Raw genomic sequence first — 18,330 nt, 5'->3', positions numbered from 1 at the left:
TTAAGAGTAAGATTTTTTCGGTATTACCAGAGAGGATCTGCTATCGATTCAAGCAGGAAGAGAAAGGTGGAGAGTCGATCTGTAAGCCGGGTTTTGTCGAGGACAGTCATTCCTCTACGACGGCCATCACTGGACGCCTCTAGCAACCTACCCGGTTCCGACGCGGGCCACGCCTGATGGAACCCTATTTGGTCTTGCTCCGAGTGGGGTTTACCTAGCCACGAACTGTTGCCAGCCGTGCGGTGCGCTCTTACCGCACCTTTTCACCCTTACCGGCACCGAAGTGCTTAGGCGGTTATTTTCTGTGGCACTTTCCGTAGGCTCACGCCTCCCAGGCGTTACCTGGCACTCTGCCCTATGGAGCCCGGACTTTCCTCCCCCTGCTGCTCACACAACAAAAAAGTTGCGGAACAAAAACAGGCAGCGACTGTCCGATCGACTCTCCGCCGCCAAGGTTACCGGCACGCGCGCGCAAGAACAAGCGATACCGACATTTATATCAAACTGCCACTACTCAGCTTTCTGCTTTTCCAGGGCAAGTTGATACAACAGGTTCTTGCGCACACCGGTAATTTCCGCTGCAAGCGCCGCAGCCCGCTTGAGTGGCAACTCCGCCAATAGCAGGTCGAGCACGCGCTGAGCTTCGGCACTGATGGCCTGCTCGCCCTCCGGCGCGCTCCAACCGCCGACCAGCACCACGCACTCACCGCGCTGCTGGTTGCTGTCGCCAGCTACGAAAGCCCGCAGCTCAGCCAGCGGCAAGCCCTTGAGGGTCTCGAAGGTCTTGGTCAGCTCGCGCGCCAGCAAAGCCGGACGGTCGCCACCAAATACCACCTCCATGTCTTCAAGACATTCCAGGATTCGATGCGGGGCTTCATAGAAGATCAACGTGCGCGGCTCTTCCTTCACCTGCTCCAGCCGCGCTCGACGCCCTGTCTGCTTGGCCGGCAGGAAGCCTTCGAAGATGAAACGGTCCGACGGCAGGCCTGCCGCCGATAGTGCGGCGATCAAGGCACAGGCGCCCGGCACCGGCACCACGCTCACCCCCGCGGCACGCGCCTGACGCACCAGGTGATAGCCCGGGTCGGAAATCAGAGGCGTGCCGGCATCGGAGACCAGCGCCACATTTTCACCCGCCAGCAGCTTGGAGAGAAAACGCCCGCCTTCGTCGCGCTCGTTGTGCTCATGACAAGCGGCCAACGGCGTGTCGATGCCAAAGTGTTGCAGCAGGCGGATCGAATGACGGGTGTCTTCGGCGGCGATCAGGGCCACGTCCGCCAGCACCTTCAGCGCCCGGGCGCTCATGTCGTCGAGGTTGCCGATGGGGGTTGCCACCACATACAGCGTCCCCACCGTGGATTTCGAAGCCCCTGCCACATCAGTCACTGCGCACACCTGTCATTCGGATCAAAGGCGCCATTGTAGCCCGAGCGCCTGCAACAGGGCGTAAAGAACTTCGCCGGCGATCAGGAACACGCCACCTATAGTGAAGGATCGACACAGCAACATCGCGCCCCGGCCAGTGCTTGGGTACAATTGCCGGCCAACTTGATCGAGTAACAGGACCTTTACATGATCGCTTGCCTGCGGCTGCTCACAGCCCTCTGCCTCGCCGCCCTGCTGGCAGCCTGCGCCAGCTCGCCCTCATCCAGCCTGGGCGAACTGCCACGCACCCCGGACGCCAGCATCGAGCAACTGCTCGAAAAGGCCGCTTCCAGCAAGTCTGCGGAAGACGCCGCTCTGCTGCGCCTGAGCGCGGCCGATCTGGCCTACAAGCAGAAGGACTTCCCACGCGCCGCACGCATTCTCGAGCAGGTCCAGCTGGACACACTCAAGCCGGCCCAGCAAGTATTCGCCAGCACCCTCGCGGCCGAACTGGCCATGAGCCGCAACCAGCCCAAGGCGGCCCTGACCGCCCTGGCCCACCCCAGTCTGCAGCGCCTTGCCGAGCTGCCGCCAGAGCAACAGGCGCGCACCTATACCGTGCACGCCGCCGCACTTGAAGCCGATGGCCAGGCCCTGGCTGCCGCACAGCAGCGCATACTGCTGGCGCCACTGCTCAGCGGCCAGGCGGCCAGCGCCAACAATGACGCCACCTGGGCACTGGTCGCCTCGCTGCCTGCAGAGCAACTGCAGCAGCCAACCAACGATCAGACACTGGCCGGCTGGACCAGCCTGGCGTTCGCCGTGAAAAGCGCAGGCACCCTGGAGCAGCAGCAAGCAGCCATCGAGGCCTGGGTCAAACAGCACCCGGACCACCCTGCCGCCCAGCAACTGCCGGTAGCGCTGATCAAGCTCAAGGAACTGGCCAGCCAGCCGCTGACCAGGATCGCCCTGCTGCTGCCTCAGGAAGGCCCACTGGCCGGTGTTGCCCGCGCACTGCGTGACGGCTTCATGGCCGCTCACTTCCAGGCCCAGCAAACCGGCCAGCCAGCGCCTGCGGTGCAGGTGTTCGACAGCTCGCGTATCGGCTCGCTGGACGACTTCTATCGCCAGGCCCAAGCCGCCGGCGTGCAGCTGGTCATCGGCCCGCTGGAAAAACCATTGGTCAAACAACTGGCCGCCAAACCACAACTGCCGATCACCACCCTGGCCCTGAACTACGCTGACGCCGGCCAGAAGGCGCCGCCACAGTTGTTCCAGTTCGGCCTGGCTGCCGAAGACGAAGCCCGTGAAGTCTCCCGCCGCGCCCGCGCCGATGGCATGGTCCGCGCCGTAGCCCTGGTACCGCGCGGCGAATGGGGTGACCGTGTCCTGGCCGCCTTCCGCCAGGACTGGGAAGGCAATGGCGGAACCCTGCTCGCCGCCGAACGCATCGCCCAGCCGGTCGCCCTGGCCCAGCAGATTGCCGACCTGTTCCAGCTACGCCAGAGCGAAGGCCGCGCCAAGAGCCTGCAAAGCACGGTAGGCGGCCGCATCGCTGCACAACCGTCGCGCCGTCAGGACATCGACTTCATCTTCCTCGCCTCGACCCCACAACAGGCGCAGCAGATCAAGCCGACCCTGAACTTCCAGTACGCCGGTGACGTGCCGGTCTATGCCACTTCGAACCTGTACAGCGCCAGCGGCGACGTCAACCAGTACAATGACATGAACGGCATCCGCTTCTGCGAAACACCGTGGCTGCTCGACACCAGCAACAGCCTGCGTCAACAGGTTGTACAGCAGTGGCCGCAAGCCGCTGGCAGCCTCGGCCGCCTGTATGCCATGGGCGTCGATGCCTACAGCCTGGCACCGCGCCTGGGCCAACTGAAAGCGCTACCGGACAACCGCATCCTGGGCCTTTCGGGCAGCCTGAGCATCAATGCCAACCAGCGCGTCGAGCGCCAGTTGCCATGGGCCGAGTTTACCGGCGGCCAGGTCAAGCGCCTGCCTGACACCGTGCGTTGATGGCCTCAGCATCGCCAACCAGCGCCGGGCAAGCGGCAGAAACCCAAGCCCTTGAGTACCTTCAAGGGCAAGGGCTGCAGTTGCTGGCACGCAACTGGCGATGCAAAGGCGGTGAGCTTGATCTGGTCATGCTCGACGCCGATACAGTAGTATTCGTCGAAGTCCGCTACCGCTTGCACGCGGCCTTCGGAGGCGCCCTCGACAGTATCGACGGGCGCAAGCAGAAACGGTTGGTGCTTGCTGCCAGCCTGTTCCTGCAGAAGGAGGCTCACTGGGGCAACCACCCCTGCCGCTTCGACGTAGTCGCCCTGCAGGGCAGCCACCACGCAGGCAGACCGCTTCAATGGCTGAAAAACGCCTTCGAATGCTGAACCCACTTTGTTTTTTTCGCTCTATGTATCGCGGGCTGGTCGTTGTTGCGCGTAGCAAAGGCCACCGCCCCACTTAAGGTCACCAGATGGACATGCAATCCCGAATTCGCCGGCTGTTCGAGGCCAGCATCGAAACCAAGCAACAGGCAATGGACATCCTGGCACCGCACATCGAGCAGGCCAGCCTGGTCATGGTCAATGCGTTGCTCAACGAGGGCAAGATGCTCGCCTGCGGCAACGGCGGCTCGGCCGGCGATGCCCAGCACTTTTCATCGGAGCTGCTCAACCGCTTCGAGCGCGAGCGCCCCAGCTTGCCGGCCATCGCGCTGACCACCGACAGCTCGACCCTGACCTCGATCGCCAACGACTACAGCTACAACGAAGTCTTTTCCAAGCAGATCCGCGCCCTGGGCCAACCCGGTGATGTTCTGCTGGCGATCTCCACCAGCGGCAATTCGGCCAACGTGATCCAGGCGATCCAGGCCGCACATGACCGTGAAATGATTGTCGTAGCATTGACTGGTCGCGACGGCGGCGGCATGGCTTCACTGCTGCTGCCCGAGGACGTGGAAATCCGCGTGCCCTCGACAGTTACTGCGCGCATCCAGGAAGTCCACCTGCTGGCGATCCACTGCCTGTGCGATCTGATCGACAGCCAACTGTTCGGGAGTGAAGAATGACCCCTATGCGCCTCGGCCTGATGGCCCTGACCCTGTGCCTGAGCGTCACTGGTTGCAGCTCGGTACTCACCTCCACCCGCAATTCGCCGATCGAGGACGATCGCGGCACGCGCACCATTGGTAGCAAGATCGACGACTCGCTGATCGAAACCAAGGCCGCCGTGAACATTTCCAAGGCCAGCCCAGACCTGGACAAGGGCTCGCACATCGTTGTCAGCAGCTACAACGGCATCGTCCTGCTGGCCGGCCAGACCCCGCGCGCCGACCTCAAGAGCCTCGCAGAGCAAACCGCCAGCCAGGTACAGCGAGTCAAGAGAGTGCACAACGAGCTGCAAGTGATGCAGCCTTCCTCCATTTTGGCGCGCAACAACGACGCCTGGCTGACCACCAAGATCAAGACCCAGATGCTGACCGACAGTGCCGTGCCCAGCTCACGCATCAAGGTGATTACCGAAAACGGCATCGTCTACCTGCTTGGTCTGGTCACCCGCCAAGAAGCCAACTCGGCCACTGCCGTAGTGCAGGGCGTGTCAGGCGTGCAGAAGATCGTCAAGCTGTTCGAGTACATCGATTGAATCAGTGATCGCCTGCGCGGGCCTCTTCGCGGGTAAACCCGCTCCATCGCAGACACAAAAAAGGCGATCCATCTGGATCGCCTTTTTTGTTACTTGACCACTTTCAGGCTTGGCCGACCACTCGGACGCGGCGGCTGCCCCCCACCTTCTGGCGGGCCATCGTCATCCGGCTGCACATCATCGTCTTCCAGCTCGTCGCCATCCATCAAAGGCGGCTCCAGCTCAAAGACCATACCCTGGCCATTTTCGCGGGCGTAGATACCCAGGATGGCACCAACCGGCACAAACAGCGAGTGAGCCACGCCACTGAAGCGCCCCTCAAAGCTGACGGCATCATTGTCCATGTGCAGGCTGCGCACGGCACTTGGCGAGATATTCAAGACGATCTGGCCATCACTGGCGAAACCATCCGGCACCTGAACTTTCGGGAATTCGGCATTGACCAGCATATGGGGCGTGCAATCGTTGTCGACGATCCACTCGTACAGTGCTCGAACCAGATAGGGGCGACTGGAGTTCATCAACGGCTCCTTAAAGCTTGCGCATTTCACGTTCTACGGAGGACAGGCTCGCCTGGAAAGGCTCGCGGGCGAACTGGCGCTCCATGTAATCCAGCAGCGGCTTGGCTTGCCGCGGCAACTCGATACCCAACACCGGCAAACGCCAGAGTATGGGCAATAGACAGCAATCGACCAGGCTTTGCTCATCACTCATGAAGCAGGCGAACTCGCTGAACAACGGCGAGACCCCGGTCAGGCTTTCGCGCAAGGCCTTGCGCGCCTCGGTTCGGGCAGCTTCACTGCTACGCGGGTCAAGCACGGTATCGGCCAAGGCACACCAGTCGCGCTGGATGCGGTGCATCAGCAGACGGCTGTTGCCACGCGCAACCGGGTATACCGGCATCAGCGGCGGGTGCGGGTAACGCTCCTCGAGGTATTCCATCACCACGGTCGATTCATACAACGCCAGGTCACGGTCGACCAAGGTCGGCACGCTGCCATAAGGATTGACCTCGGCCAGCTTCGGCGGCAGGCGGGCGGGATCGACATCGATAAACTGCACGCTGACGCCCTTCTCGGCCAGAACCAGGCGCACCCGATGAGAATAGTGATCAGCGGGATCGGAATAGCAGGCTAACCTGTTGGTTGCGCCCATGTAGCGGCTCCTCGCACGGATGCTTGTGCAACTTTAAATGAAAACGCGCCCGGGGTGACCTGGCAATACTGCTAGGCCACCCCGGGCGCGTTCAACAACCAGAAACTACTGCGTGATCAGTGCACGTCCTTCCAGTATTCACGCTTGAGCAAGTAGGCGAATACGAAGAAGAAAGCCAGGTACAGCAACACATAGGTGCCGATGCGCTGGCTCTCCAGCTTGACTGGGTTGGCCGAATAGGCCAGGAAGGTCACAAGGTTCTTGACCTTCTCGTCGAACTGCTCGGTCGTCAGGGTACCGGAATTCGGCGTAATGGTCAGCTGATCGCAAGCTTCATGGGTCAACGGGCTGCCGGTCAACGGGTCGAATTGCTTCTTGCCATCAACCACAGTCTGCACCTGCTTGCAACCTACCACCTGGTTGCCTTGCAGACCTACCAGCACGTTAGGCATGCCGACGTTCGGGAATACCTTGTTGTTCACCCCGTAAGGGCGCGATGGGTCCTCATAGAAGCTGCGCAGGTAAGTGTAAAGCCAGTCAGTACCGCGTACGCGGGCCACCAGGGTCAGGTCGGGCGGCGCAGCACCGAACCAGGTCTTGGCGTCGCTGGGCTTCATGCCGATCTGCATGTGGTCACCGATCTTGGCACTCGTGAACACCAGCTTCTCGAGCATCAGCTCATGCGGAATCCCCAGATCATCAGCCACCCGCTCGTAACGCTGGAACTTGGCACTGTGGCAACCCATGCAATAGTTGGCAAAGGTACGCGCACCGTCCTGCATGGCGGCCTTGTCAGTCAGGTCGATATCGACCTTGTCCAGCTCCAGGCCAGTTTCGGCAGCGAAGGAAAAGGCAGGCATCACTGCCAGCAACAATACTGCAATCAACTTTTTCATCAGCCAGTCACCCTTTCCGGAACCGGTTTGGTCTTCTCGAGCCTTGTGTAGAACGGCATCAGCAGGAAGTAGGCGAAGTACAGCACCGTGCACACCTGCGACAACAAGGTACGCCCAGGTGTCGGCGCCAGTACGCCCAGTACACCGAGGATGACGAAGGCCACGCAGAACACCAGCAGGAAGGCCTTGCTGATCCAGCCCTTGTAACGCATGGAACGTACCGGGCTGCGGTCGAGCCAGGGCAGCACGAACAGCACGGCGATCGCCGCACCCATGGCAATGACGCCCATCAACTTGTCAGGCACCGCGCGCAGGATTGCGTAGAACGGTGTGAAGTACCACACCGGCGCGATGTGCGCTGGCGTCTTGAAGGCGTTGGCCTGCTCGAAGTTCGGTTTCTCCAGGAAGTAACCGCCCATTTCAGGGAAGAAGAACACCACGGCACAGAACACGAAGAGGAAAACCACCACGCCGACAATGTCCTTGACGGTGTAGTACGGGTGGAACGGAATGCCATCCAGCGGAATACCGTTTTCGTCCTTTTTCTTCTTGATGTCGACACCATCAGGGTTGTTCGAACCCACTTCGTGCAGGGCGAGGATGTGCAGCACCACCAGGCCAAGAATCACGATTGGCAGGGCAACCACGTGCAGGGCGAAGAAGCGGTTCAGGGTGATACCCGAGATCAGATAGTCACCGCGGATCCACTGAGTAAGGTCGCCACCGATCACCGGGATGGCACCGAACAGCGAGATGATCACCTGGGCACCCCAGTACGACATCTGCCCCCATGGCAGCAGGTAGCCCATGAACGCTTCAGCCATCAGCGCCAGATAAATCAGCATACCGAACAGCCAGACCAGCTCACGTGGCTTCTGATAAGAGCCGTAGAGCAGGCCGCGGAACATGTGCAGGTAGACCACGATGAAGAACGCTGACGCCCCCGTGGAGTGCAAGTAGCGCAGGATCCAGCCGTATTCCACGTCACGCATGATGTACTCGACCGAGGCAAACGCCTCTTCCGCCGAGGGCGTGAAGCTCATGGTCAGCCACACGCCGGTCACGATCTGGTTGACCAGCACCAGCAATGCCAGCGAGCCAAAGAAGTACAGGAAGTTGAAGTTCTTGGGTGCGTAATACTTGCTGAGGTGGTCTTCCCACATCTTGGTGGCGGGGAAGCGAGCATCAATCCAGTCCATGAACTTGCTCATCATGCGTTCTCCTGGTCGACGCCAATGACGATGATCTCGTCCGACTCATAAGAGTGCGGTGGCACGGGCAGGTTGAGAGGCGCTGGCTGGGACTTGTAGACACGGCCAGCCAGGTCATAGTGAGAGCCGTGGCATGGGCAGAAGTAACCACCTACCCACTTCGGCCCAAGGTCGGCGGGCGCCACCTCTGGTCGGAAGGTGGGCGAGCAGCCCAGGTGCGTGCACAGGCCGACGAGAATGAGAATTTCCGGCTTGATCGAACGAACCTCAGGGTCGACGTACGCCGGCTGTACCGAGGCCTTGGACTCGGGATCGGACAGGTCAGCCGTGATTTTTTTCAGATTGCCAAGGATTTCCTCCGTTCGCCGCACGATGAATACGGGCTGGCCACGCCACTCGGCCACCATCTGCTGCCCTGCCTCGACCTTGGCGACGTTGACCTTCACCGGTGCACCTGCGGCTTTCGCCTTGGCACTGGGAAACCATGACCCCACGAACGGTACCGCAGCCCCCACTGCCCCCGCCGCCCCGACCACGGATGTCGCGGCTACGAGGAAGCGGCGCCGGCCTGCGTTGACGCCGTCATTGCTCATTCAGTCCTCTCCCATCAGCTTGCTTGGCCAGTTGGACCTGGCCTGTACTTAGGTTGTGTCAATGGCACTAAAAATTGGCCGCCATGGTAAGAAACAAATCCACACACTGACAAGGTGATTACCCCGGCAAGGGCGACAACCCACGCTTTGCTTGATCTGCGTCTATGCGACAAGCGGCCACTGACTGCTGACAGGTTAGTTCAAGCCCAAAAAAAAAGCCCGGTTCCAAGGAACCGGGCTTTTTTCGACTGCCGAAGCGGTATTAACGCTTGGAGTACTGAGGACGCTTACGCGCTTTACGCAGACCCACTTTCTTACGCTCAACTTCACGAGCGTCGCGGGTGACGTAGCCAGCACGACGCAGAGCGCCACGCAGGGTTTCGTCGTATTCCATCAGAGCGCGGGTGATACCGTGACGGATCGCACCGGCTTGACCGCTGACACCACCACCGGAAACGGTGACGTAGATGTCGAATTTCTCAACGGATTCAGTCAGCTCGAGCGGCTGGCGAACAACCATGCGAGCGGTTTCGCGACCGAAGAACACGTCCAGAGAACGGTTGTTGATGGAGATGTTACCAGTACCCGGACGCAGGAATACGCGAGCGGTTGCGGTCTTGCGACGGCCAGTGCCGTAATTTTGAGTCGCCGACATAATGAACTATCCCGTTAGATCTTCAGTTCTTGAGGCTGCTGAGCAGTGTGTGGGTGAGCAGCACCCGCGTACACTTTCAGCTTACGGTACATGTCGCGACCCAGCGGGTTCTTAGGCAGCATGCCCTTGACCGCAGTTTCGATAACACGCTCAGGGGCCTTGGCGATCAACTTCTCGAAGTTGATTTCCTTGATACCGCCTGGGAAACCGGAGTGGGAGTAGTACATTTTGTCGGAAGACTTGGCACCAGTCACACGAACCTGCTCGGCGTTGATAACGACGATGTAGTCGCCGGTGTCAACGTGAGGGGTGTATTCTGGTTTGTGTTTGCCACGCAGACGGGTAGCGATTTCGGTAGCCAGACGACCCAGGGTCTGGCCAGCGGCGTCGACTACGAACCACTCGCGCTTTACTGTTTCCGGTTTAGCAGTAAAAGTTTTCATTCTCTAAAGCCTCAGAGGCCGCCCAGCGAAAAATAGACGGCGAATCTTACTGGATAGTGCACAGCTTGCCAAGGGCAAGCGCGCAGCCGAACACAGACGCTTTTGGGGGCTCGGGTCGGGCACGCCAATGTTCGACGGGGTTCTTCCTGCGTGATGGTGCATCACTTCCGCCACGCGGAGAGGGGCTGAATTATCCAGATTGCGCGAAAAATTTCAACCTGCTTTGATGAGCATCCATTGCCAAGGAGTGACTAACCGATGGAATACCGCCAGCTCGGCCGTACCGATCTCAACGTCAGCGCCCTGTGCCTGGGTACCATGACCTGGGGCGAGCAGAACATCCAGGCCGAGGCCTTCGCACAAATTGCCCGGGCCAAAGCCGCCGGGGTCAACTTCATCGACACCGCCGAGATGTACCCGGTCCCTCCCCGCCCGGAGACCTACGCGGCCACCGAGCGCATCATCGGCAACTGGTTCCGCGAACATGGCGACCGCGACGCGTGGATCCTGGCCAGCAAGGTTGCAGGCCCGGGCAACGGCATCAGCCATATCCGCGACGGGCAGCTCAAGCACAACCGTCAGCACATCGTTGCGGCGCTGGACGAAAGCCTGAAGCGCCTGCAGACCGACCGAATCGACCTGTACCAGTTGCACTGGCCAGAGCGCAGCACCAACTTTTTCGGCAAGCTGGGCTACCAGCACCTGCCGCAGGATCACTTCACCCCACTGGAAGAAACCCTCCAGGTGCTCGACGAGCAGGTACGTGCGGGCAAGATCCGCCACATCGGCCTGTCCAACGAAACACCGTGGGGCACCATGAAATTCCTGCAATTGGCCGAGAGCCATGGCTGGCCGCGGGCGGTATCGATCCAGAACCCGTACAACCTGCTCAACCGCAGCTTCGAGGTGGGCCTGGCAGAAGTGGCCATACGCGAACAGTGTGGCCTGCTGGCCTATTCGCCGCTGGCCTTCGGCATGCTCTCGGGCAAGTACGAGAACGGCGCACGGCCGGACAATGCACGCCTGACCCTGTTCAGCCGCTTTGCCCGTTACTCCAACCCACAAACCGTGGCGGCCTGCAGCCGCTACGTGCAGCTGGCCCGCGAGCACGGCCTGGACCCGGCGCAAATGGCCTTGGCGTTCGTCACCCGACAGCCGTTCGTGACCAGCAACATCATTGGCGCCACCAGCCTGCAGCAGCTGGACAGCAACCTGGCCAGCCTTGAACTGAACCTGAGCGCCGATCTGCTGACAGCGATCGAAGCCATTCATCAGGAGCAACCCAACCCGGCGCCTTGATCCAAACACTGCGCCCCGCCTCGCGCCGCTGCTCCATGGGGTAGACACAATCGCCAAAAAATAAGACGATCCAGCCGGTGATTGACCACTCTACCCTATAAGAACAATGACAATGATGTTTACCCAACCCTCAGCGTCGCTGCGGCGCGTCAGCATCCTGGCCATTGACAAGGTGTTTGCTTCGACCTTGATGCAGGCCAAGGACTTCTTCCACCTCGCCAGCCTGCGCTACAGCAAGCAGCTGGGCCTGGGCTTGCAGCCCATGTTCGAAATCCGCCTGGTGAGCCCCGACAGCCAGCCCGTGGACAGCTTCAGCAATGTGCAGTTACCGGTTGACGGCGGCCTGGACGACGCTGATGTGATCATCCTTCCGGCCTACTGGGATGATTTCGACAACCTGCTGCAACGTTATCCACAGGTGCTGCCGTGGCTCCGTGAACAGCACGCGCGTGGCGCGGTGCTGTGCGCCGAGGCCAGTGGTGTGTTCTGGCTGGCCGAATCCGGTCTGCTCGATGGCAAGGAGGCGACCACCTACTGGCGCTTCTTCAACAGCTTTGCCGAACGCTTCCCGCAGATCCGCCTGAACCAGGACAAGCACCTGACCGATGCCGACAATATCTATTGCGCCGGCGGTGCAACTTCAGCCTGCGACCTGTACATCTACCTGATCGAACGCTTTTGCGGCGCCAACGTGGCCCGTGCGGTGTCCCGCGATATCCTTTACGAAGTGCAGCGCAACTACACCCCGGGGCGCATGGGCTTTGGCGGGCAGAAGCTGCACCAGGACCTGATCATCCTGCAGATCCAGCACTGGCTGGAGGAGCACTTCGCCGACAAGTTCCGCTTCGAGGATGTGGCCCGCAACCACGGCATGAGCATCCGCAACTTCATGCGCCGCTTCCAGGGCGCAACAGGTGACAAGCCCCTGCACTACCTGCAACGGCTACGCATCGAAACAGCCAAGGGGTTGTTGTCGAGTACGCGCAAAAGCATCAAGACCATCAGTTACGAGGTGGGGTATGACGATGCCAGTTTCTTTGCGCGACTGTTCCGCCAGCACACCGAGTTGTCGCCGAACCAGTATCGGCAGCAGTTCATGCAGGAAGCCTGAGAGGCCTCCAGAGCGGCAGGTTTCGCGCTTGAAGCGACAAGGAAAAACCAGGGCGGATCGCGCGTTGCCCTGAATGTTCCTTGCCGCCTGAAGCTTGCCGCTGCCGTTAAGGCTTGTGCGCGCGCGCCAGGAATTCGTGCGACTGCATCTCCAGCAACCGGCTCAGGGTACGCTGGAACTCGAAGCTCAGACGCCCACCGGTATACAGGTCCTTCAACTCCACCTCGGCCGAGATGATGAGCTTGACGTTGCGATCGTAAAACTCGTCCACCATGTTGATGAAGCGGCGGGCGATGTCGTCGGTGGTGACACCCATCTGCTCCACGTTGCTCAGCAATACGGCGTGGAAGATCTTGCCCAACTCAATGTAGTCGTTCTGGCTGCGCGGCCCGTCGCACAGGGCGCGGAAATCGAACCAGGCGACGTCGTCGCAAGTACGCAGGGCATTGATCGGGCGGTTCTCGATCATCAGCACGTCGTTCTCGATCGCCTGGGTGCACTCAGGGGTGAGCGCCTTGAAGCTGGCGCGCATGCTCTGGTGCGCCGCGTCATCGAGCGGGAAGTGGAACAGTTCAGCCTGCTCCAGGTGACGCAGGCGGTAGTCGACCCCGCTATCGACGTTAACCACGTCGGTGTACTGCTTGATCATGGCGATGGCCGGCAGGAAGCGCGCACGCTGCAGGCCGTCCTTGTACAGGCCGTCCGGCACGATGTTGGAGGTGGCCACCAGCGACACGCCATTCTTGAACAGCTCTTCCATCAAGGTGCCGAGGATCATGGCGTCGGTAATGTCCGACACGAAGAATTCGTCGAAGCAGATCACCTTGGCTTCTTCGCTGAAGCGCCTGGCAATGATGGTCAGCGGGTTCTTCTCGCCCTTGAGGGTTTTCATTTCCTCGTGCACACGCTTCATGAAGCGGTGGAAGTGCGTACGCATCTTCTGCTTGAACGGCAGCGCTTCGTAGAAAGTATCAACCAGGTAGGTCTTGCCTCGCCCTACCCCACCCCAGAAGTACAGGCCCTTGACCGGGGTCTGCTCCTTCTTGCCGAACAGCTTGCCGAACACGCCCGGCTTGTTGTTCTGCGCGTGCACCAGGTCGTCGTACAGGCGCTGGAGGTGACGCACCGCAGTTTCCTGCGCCGCGTCATGGAAGAAGTCGGGACGTTTCAGATCTGCTTGATAGCGTTCTAAGGGAGTCATGATTCGTTAGCGAGGCAACAAAAAACGGGCCGTCACTGTAGCGACAGGCCCGCTTAATGGCAATCAGTCTGTGGGAGCGGGCGTGCCCGCGAACACCGGCAAAGCCGGTGCCATGCACCGCGGCGCCTGTTTCGCGGGCACGCCCGCTCCCACCGTTTGCCAACCTCAGTCCTGCTGTGGTGCCAAGGCTTCGTTCAGGCTCTGAATGGCCGCATCACGGGCTTCAGCGTTGTCGAACTGCGGCCCTTCGGCGACCTGCTCGCCATTGAGCCACAGGCCGAAGCTCAGGCCTTCGACGCGGACATCGGCCTCGCCACCCTGCTGCAACTGCTTGCTCACGGCGCCGGCACTCTTGCCGTCGGCGAAGCTGCGCGACAGCAGCAGTTGCTCACCGTCAGCGGCCAGCAGGCGGAAACGGAAGCTGCCGTCTTCGTCACGGAAGCTGACGAAGCGTGCGCTCTTGGTGGCTTTTTTCTTCACTTCGGTGCTGGCCTGCACGCTGCTGCGGAACGAACGCAAGCCAACGGCCTCGCGCAACTGCTCGAGGAACGGCGTGGCGATCTTGCGGGCCTTGGCGGCGCCGGCCAGCAGGATGTCTTCCAGGTCCGCCGGCCGGGCAATCAGCTGGTGATAGTACTCGCGCTTTTCGGCCAACTGGCCGTCCAGCAGCTGGAACAGGCGCTGCTTGGCATCGCCCCAGCCCAGGCCCTGCAGCAGCTCTTCGCGGAAACCGGCGCATTGTTCAGGCGTGGAGAAGGCCTGGTACAGGGTGAACAGGTGCGCGTTGTCCGGGTCTTTCGCCTCACCTGGCGCGCGCGAATCGGTGACGATGCGCGAGATGGCGTCTTTCATGTCCTTGGCGCTGGTGAACAACGGGATGGTGTTGTCATAGCTTTTGGACATCTTGCGCCCGTCCAGGCCCGGCAGGGTCGCCACGCTTTCCTCGATCACCGCCTCCGGCAAGGCGAAGAAGTCCTTGCCCTGACCGAACAGGTGGTTGAAGCGCTGGCCGATATCGCGGGCCATTTCCACGTGCTGGATCTGGTCACGGCCGACTGGCACCTTGTTGGCGTTGAACATCAGGATATCCGCAGCCATCAGCACCGGGTAGCTGAACAGGCCCATGGTCACGCCGGCGTCCGGGTCTTCGCCGTTCTCGACGTTCTTGTCCACCGAGGCCTTGTAGGCATGCGCACGGTTCAGCAGGCCTTTGGCAGCAACGCAGGTAAGCAGCCAGGTCAGCTCGGGGATTTCCGGGATGTCGGACTGGCGATAGAAGGTCACCTTGTCCGGGTCCAGGCCACCGGCCAGCCAGGTGGCAGCAATTTCCAGGCGCGAACGCTGGATGCGCAGCGGGTCGTCGCACTTGATCAGGGCGTGGTAGTCGGCCAGGAAGTAGAACGAGTCGACACCGGGCTGCTGGCTGGCACGGATCGCCGGGCGGATGGCGCCGGCGTAGTTGCCCAGGTGCGGAGTGCCGGTGGTGGTGATACCGGTAAGAATGCGCGTGGTCATGGGTGTTCGCTTATTCAGGCTTGGCTCAGTTCGAAAGGCGCGGCAGCAGCAGATCCTTCAGATCGGTCAGCTTGCCATGGAAGAAGTGTCCGCATTCTGCCACTTTCAGCAGCTCATGGGGACGCGACAGGCTGTCGGACCATTCGTAAACCAGCTGCGGCGCGACGACTTCGTCGGCGTCCGGCTGCACCACGGTGATCGGGCAGCGCTGCGGCAGCGGAAATTCGGCGGTCAGGCGCATGACTGCCGGGGCGATCATGAACAGGTGCTGCAACTCGACACCTGCTGCTTCAAGGCGCCCGGCCAGGCTGGTGGCAACGAAACCACCGAACGAAAAGCCCATCAGCACCAGCGGTAGCCCGGGGTGCCTGGCACGCAGCCATGCTGCAGCGGCCTCTGCATCGGCCACTTCACCAGCGCCCATGTCATGGCTGCCAGCACTTTGCCCGACGCCACGGTAGTTGAAACGCAAGGTCACATAACCGGCATCACGTGCGGTGCGCTGCAGGGTCGAGACAACCTTGTTGAGCATGGTGCCGCCCTGGACCGGGTTAGGATGGCAGATCAGCACCGCGCCACGGGCTTGCGCCACGTCGAGGTACAAAGCTTCAAGCTGGCCGCAAGGGCCATCGATGAACAAGGGGGTTTCGCGGACAAGCAAGGCACTACTCCGTGACCTCGGGAAGGGTCGATTCGTCTAGGTGTGAAATTCTGTTCTGATTTGCGATCGCTCGCGGTATACAGCGCAGGTCTGAGCCGTTAACGTAAAGCAAAGCCGTTTATAGAGGAAGGACTCGTGGAACTCTCGCTCCTTGTTTGGTTGTTGCCAACCCTGGCCCTGGTCATCGGTGTGGCAGTCGGTTTCATTGTTGCCCGCCTGCTGCCCAATGCGGCGCCGAGCAACACCCAGCGTCAACTGGATGACATCCAGAAGCGCTTCGACAGCTACCAGAACGAAGTGGTCACCCACTTCAACAGCACCGCCATGCTGGTCAAGAAACTGACCCAGAGCTACCAGGACGTACAGGATCACCTGGCTGAAGGCGCCAACAGTCTGGCCCTCGATGACGTCACTCGCCAACGCCTGCTGGCTGCGCTGCACTCCGATGCACCGCAAGGCCCGCGTGACCGCCTGACCCCACCTAAAGACACCGCCGAAGTGCCGCGCGACTATGCGCCGAAAGCGCCCAACTCGCCAGGCATGCTGGATGAGAGCTACGGGCTCAAGCGTTGATCTGCTGAACATGCAAAAGGCCTCGCAAGAGGCCTTTTTTGTGGGCTGGATTCACTGGCCCCTTCGCGGGCACGCCCGCTCCCACAGGTACACCACAGCATGTGAAACTTGTGGAATACCTGTGGGAGCGGGCGTGCCCGCGAAGGGGCCAGTGCAGGCAACCTAACAGCAGGCCTGCAATGCCTGTTCGACATCTGCCAGCAGGTCCTCCACATCCTCCAGCCCCACCGACAGACGCACCAGCCCCTCCGATATCCCGTGATGCGCCCGCTCCTGCGGCGTGTAGCTGGAATGGGTCATGCTCGCCGGGTGCTGTGCCAGCGATTCTGCATCCCCCAGGCTCACCGCCCGGGCAAAGAGCTGCAGCGCATTCATGAAGCGCCGCCCCGCCTCAATGCCACCCTTGAGCTCAAACGCAATCATCCCCCCAGGCAAACGCATCTGTCGCTGGGCCAACGCGTACTGGACAAAAGACGGTAGCCCCGGGTAATGAATCAATTCCACCTGCGGCTGCCGAGCCAGAAACTCGGCCACCTTCTGAGCATTGGCGCAATGCCGGTCCATTCGCAGGGCCAGGGTCTTGATCCCGCGCATCAGCAGCGCCGCGTCATGGGGCGACAGCACTGCCCCGGTCATATCCTTCAGCCCTTCCAGGCGAATGCGATCGACCAACGCCTTGCGCCCCACCACCAGACCCGCAGTGATATCACCGTGGCCACTGAGGTACTTGGTTGCCGAGTGCACCACCAGGTCCGCCCCCAGCTCCAGTGGCCGCTGCAGGTACGGCGTACAGTAGGTGTTATCGACCACCACATGCACATCATGCCCCCGCACCGCCTCGACAACCGCCTCAATGTCCACAAGCTGCATATTGGGGTTGGCCGGTGTTTCGAAGTAGATCATCCGTGTTTTGCTGTTGATCGCCGCCTTCAGGGCCATGGAATCGTTGAGATCGACATGGCGAACTTTGACGCCGAACTCACCAATACCGTGGTGCAGAAAAGCGAAGGTGCAGCCATACAAGGTGCGCCCCACAATCAGCTCATCGCCAGGCCGTAGCAGGGTCCAGATGGTTGAGGTAATCGCACCCATCCCTGATGCCAACGCCAACCCCGCCTCACCACCCTCCAGCGAAGCCATGCGCTGCTCCAGCAAGGCCAGCGTGGGGTTGGAGATGCGACTGTAGAAGTGCCCCGCCTCCTCTCCGGCGAAGCAGGCAGCGCCGTACTCAACAGTGGGAAAGGCATAGGTGGCCGTCTGGTACACCGGCGGCACCAAGGCGCCACCGTGGGACAGCGGGTCGTAGCCATGGTGAATGGCCCGCGTGGAAAAACCGGTGTTGTCGTGGGAGTCGCGCATGGCAACGGCCTCTTGTGGTTTGTTGTAAGCTTATGCCACCGAGCTGCCCAATTTTTTCCAAAATAGCCTACACATAGGCATGCTTTCTGGAACAAAAACAATAATCAACGGACCAGGAGGGCAAAAAATGCCTTCAAGCCTCGACCGCACCGACCGCGCCCTGCTCGCCGCCTTGCAGGACAACGCCCGCCTCACCGTTGCCGAACTCGCCGATCAGGTGGCACTGACCACCTCGCCCTGCTGGCGACGGGTGAAGCTGCTGGAAGAAAACGGCTACATCACCGGCTACCAGGCCATCCTCTCGCCCAAGTCGCTGGGGTTTGGCGTGACCGCGTTCGTCAGCATCATGATGGACTCGCACACCAAGGACATGGCGCTGGCGTTCGAACAGCGGCTGATGGAAATTCCCGAAATCGTCGCCTGCCACAACATCTCCGGGCGCTATGACTTTCTGCTGGAGATACTGGCACGGGACCTGGAGTCGTTTGGGGAATTTACCCGGGAGGTGCTGCAGCGGTTGCCGGGGGTGAAGGAGATCTATTCGAGTTTTTCGTACAAAGCAGTGAAGGAAAGGCGGGTGATACCTGTGTCGGAGAAACATATCTGAAACGGATCTTTCCGAACAACACGAAGCTTCCTACT

20 protein-coding genes and 1 other RNA gene are annotated in these 18,330 nt (G+C 60.8%); 8 read left to right on the top strand and 13 right to left on the bottom strand.

Annotation, left to right across the window (positions count from 1 at the left end; translation table 11 throughout):
* Positions 1-66: 66 nt before the first annotated feature.
* An RNA gene (gene rnpB / locus ACYCCG_RS24090) (RNase P RNA component class A) lies at positions 67-443 on the bottom strand.
* Positions 444-510: 67 nt separating this feature from the next.
* Entirely contained in the window at positions 511-1,386 is an 876-nt protein-coding gene (rsmI, locus tag ACYCCG_RS24085) for a 16S rRNA (cytidine(1402)-2'-O)-methyltransferase (protein ID WP_176682609.1), read from the bottom strand.
* Between the two features lie 186 nt (positions 1,387-1,572).
* Here rsmI and ACYCCG_RS24080 point away from each other — a divergent pair, with 186 nt between their 5' ends.
* From ACYCCG_RS24080 to ACYCCG_RS24065, 4 genes are all read left to right on the top strand, one after another.
* On the top strand, positions 1,573-3,390 hold the full coding sequence (locus ACYCCG_RS24080) for a penicillin-binding protein activator (RefSeq protein ID WP_209963676.1): 1,818 nt from the start codon (positions 1,573-1,575) through the stop codon (positions 3,388-3,390).
* Positions 3,390-3,761: a YraN family protein gene (locus ACYCCG_RS24075; RefSeq protein ID WP_176682607.1), complete on the top strand. Its 372-nt coding sequence runs from the start codon at positions 3,390-3,392 to the stop codon at positions 3,759-3,761. Before ACYCCG_RS24080 ends, ACYCCG_RS24075 begins: the two co-directional genes overlap by 1 nt.
* Positions 3,762-3,847: 86 nt before the next feature.
* Positions 3,848-4,441: a phosphoheptose isomerase gene (locus tag ACYCCG_RS24070; protein ID WP_012053657.1), complete on the top strand. Its 594-nt coding sequence runs from the start codon at positions 3,848-3,850 to the stop codon at positions 4,439-4,441.
* Positions 4,438-5,016, top strand: coding sequence for a BON domain-containing protein (locus ACYCCG_RS24065; protein ID WP_021784144.1), 579 nt, complete (start codon positions 4,438-4,440; stop codon positions 5,014-5,016). The genes ACYCCG_RS24070 and ACYCCG_RS24065 overlap by 4 nt, the downstream gene beginning before the upstream one ends.
* Positions 5,017-5,105: 89 nt before the next feature.
* Here the strand turns inward: ACYCCG_RS24065 and ACYCCG_RS24060 are convergent, their stop codons facing one another.
* From ACYCCG_RS24060 to rplM, 7 genes are all read right to left on the bottom strand, one after another.
* Positions 5,106-5,537, bottom strand: coding sequence for a ClpXP protease specificity-enhancing factor (locus ACYCCG_RS24060; protein WP_084850855.1), 432 nt, complete (start codon positions 5,535-5,537; stop codon positions 5,106-5,108).
* 10 nt (positions 5,538-5,547) lie between these two features.
* A complete protein-coding gene (locus tag ACYCCG_RS24055) occupies positions 5,548-6,171 on the bottom strand; it encodes a glutathione S-transferase N-terminal domain-containing protein (protein ID WP_021784142.1) in 624 nt (207 codons plus the stop codon).
* 116 nt (positions 6,172-6,287) lie between these two features.
* On the bottom strand, positions 6,288-7,067 hold the full coding sequence (locus ACYCCG_RS24050) for a cytochrome c1 (protein WP_459672012.1): 780 nt from the start codon (positions 7,065-7,067) through the stop codon (positions 6,288-6,290).
* Positions 7,067-8,278 (bottom strand): cytochrome b, encoded by a 1,212-nt coding sequence (locus ACYCCG_RS24045; protein WP_028697485.1) that lies wholly within the window; start codon positions 8,276-8,278, stop codon positions 7,067-7,069. Before ACYCCG_RS24045 ends, ACYCCG_RS24050 begins: the two co-directional genes overlap by 1 nt.
* A complete protein-coding gene (gene petA / locus ACYCCG_RS24040) occupies positions 8,278-8,871 on the bottom strand; it encodes a ubiquinol-cytochrome c reductase iron-sulfur subunit (RefSeq protein WP_459672009.1) in 594 nt (197 codons plus the stop codon). Before petA ends, ACYCCG_RS24045 begins: the two co-directional genes overlap by 1 nt.
* Before the next feature lie 262 nt (positions 8,872-9,133).
* A complete protein-coding gene (gene rpsI / locus ACYCCG_RS24035) occupies positions 9,134-9,526 on the bottom strand; it encodes a 30S ribosomal protein S9 (RefSeq protein ID WP_003251821.1) in 393 nt (130 codons plus the stop codon).
* A 14-nt stretch (positions 9,527-9,540) separates the two neighbouring features.
* Positions 9,541-9,969: a 50S ribosomal protein L13 gene (gene rplM / locus ACYCCG_RS24030; protein WP_003251819.1), complete on the bottom strand. Its 429-nt coding sequence runs from the start codon at positions 9,967-9,969 to the stop codon at positions 9,541-9,543.
* A 258-nt stretch (positions 9,970-10,227) separates the two neighbouring features.
* Here rplM and ACYCCG_RS24025 point away from each other — a divergent pair, with 258 nt between their 5' ends.
* The gene (locus ACYCCG_RS24025) at positions 10,228-11,268 is read left to right on the top strand and encodes an NADP(H)-dependent aldo-keto reductase (protein WP_176682601.1); all 1,041 of its coding nucleotides are present in this window, start codon (positions 10,228-10,230) and stop codon (positions 11,266-11,268) included.
* Positions 11,269-11,458: 190 nt separating this feature from the next.
* A complete protein-coding gene (locus ACYCCG_RS24020) occupies positions 11,459-12,379 on the top strand; it encodes a GlxA family transcriptional regulator (RefSeq protein ID WP_172402841.1) in 921 nt (306 codons plus the stop codon).
* Positions 12,380-12,485: 106 nt separating this feature from the next.
* Here the strand turns inward: ACYCCG_RS24020 and zapE are convergent, their stop codons facing one another.
* The 3 genes from zapE to ACYCCG_RS24005 all read right to left on the bottom strand — a co-directional run bounded on the left by zapE (position 12,486) and on the right by ACYCCG_RS24005 (position 15,756).
* Complete coding sequence (zapE, locus tag ACYCCG_RS24015) at positions 12,486-13,580, bottom strand: cell division protein ZapE (protein ID WP_176682600.1); 1,095 nt, start codon at positions 13,578-13,580, stop codon at positions 12,486-12,488.
* A 165-nt stretch (positions 13,581-13,745) separates the two neighbouring features.
* Complete coding sequence (locus tag ACYCCG_RS24010) at positions 13,746-15,095, bottom strand: tryptophan--tRNA ligase (RefSeq protein ID WP_339444281.1); 1,350 nt, start codon at positions 15,093-15,095, stop codon at positions 13,746-13,748.
* Between the two features lie 25 nt (positions 15,096-15,120).
* Entirely contained in the window at positions 15,121-15,756 is a 636-nt protein-coding gene (locus ACYCCG_RS24005) for an alpha/beta hydrolase (RefSeq protein ID WP_176682598.1), read from the bottom strand.
* Between the two features lie 135 nt (positions 15,757-15,891).
* Here ACYCCG_RS24005 and ACYCCG_RS24000 point away from each other — a divergent pair, with 135 nt between their 5' ends.
* Positions 15,892-16,329 carry a Z-ring associated ZapG family protein gene (locus tag ACYCCG_RS24000; protein ID WP_010952432.1) on the top strand — a complete coding sequence of 146 codons (438 nt, stop codon included), beginning with the start codon at positions 15,892-15,894 and terminating at the stop codon, positions 16,327-16,329.
* Between the two features lie 162 nt (positions 16,330-16,491).
* Here the strand turns inward: ACYCCG_RS24000 and ACYCCG_RS23995 are convergent, their stop codons facing one another.
* Positions 16,492-17,688, bottom strand: coding sequence for a methionine gamma-lyase (locus ACYCCG_RS23995; RefSeq protein ID WP_392545578.1), 1,197 nt, complete (start codon positions 17,686-17,688; stop codon positions 16,492-16,494).
* A gap of 127 nt (positions 17,689-17,815) precedes the next feature.
* Here ACYCCG_RS23995 and ACYCCG_RS23990 point away from each other — a divergent pair, with 127 nt between their 5' ends.
* A complete protein-coding gene (locus ACYCCG_RS23990; RefSeq protein ID WP_003251803.1) occupies positions 17,816-18,295 on the top strand; it encodes an Lrp/AsnC family transcriptional regulator in 480 nt (159 codons plus the stop codon).
* Positions 18,296-18,330: the final 35 nt, after the last annotated feature.

The organism is Pseudomonas sp. VEM90 (assembly GCF_054611535.1).
The sequence above is the reverse complement of the archived record's forward strand: the minus strand, read 5'-3'. Positions and strand labels throughout refer to the sequence as shown.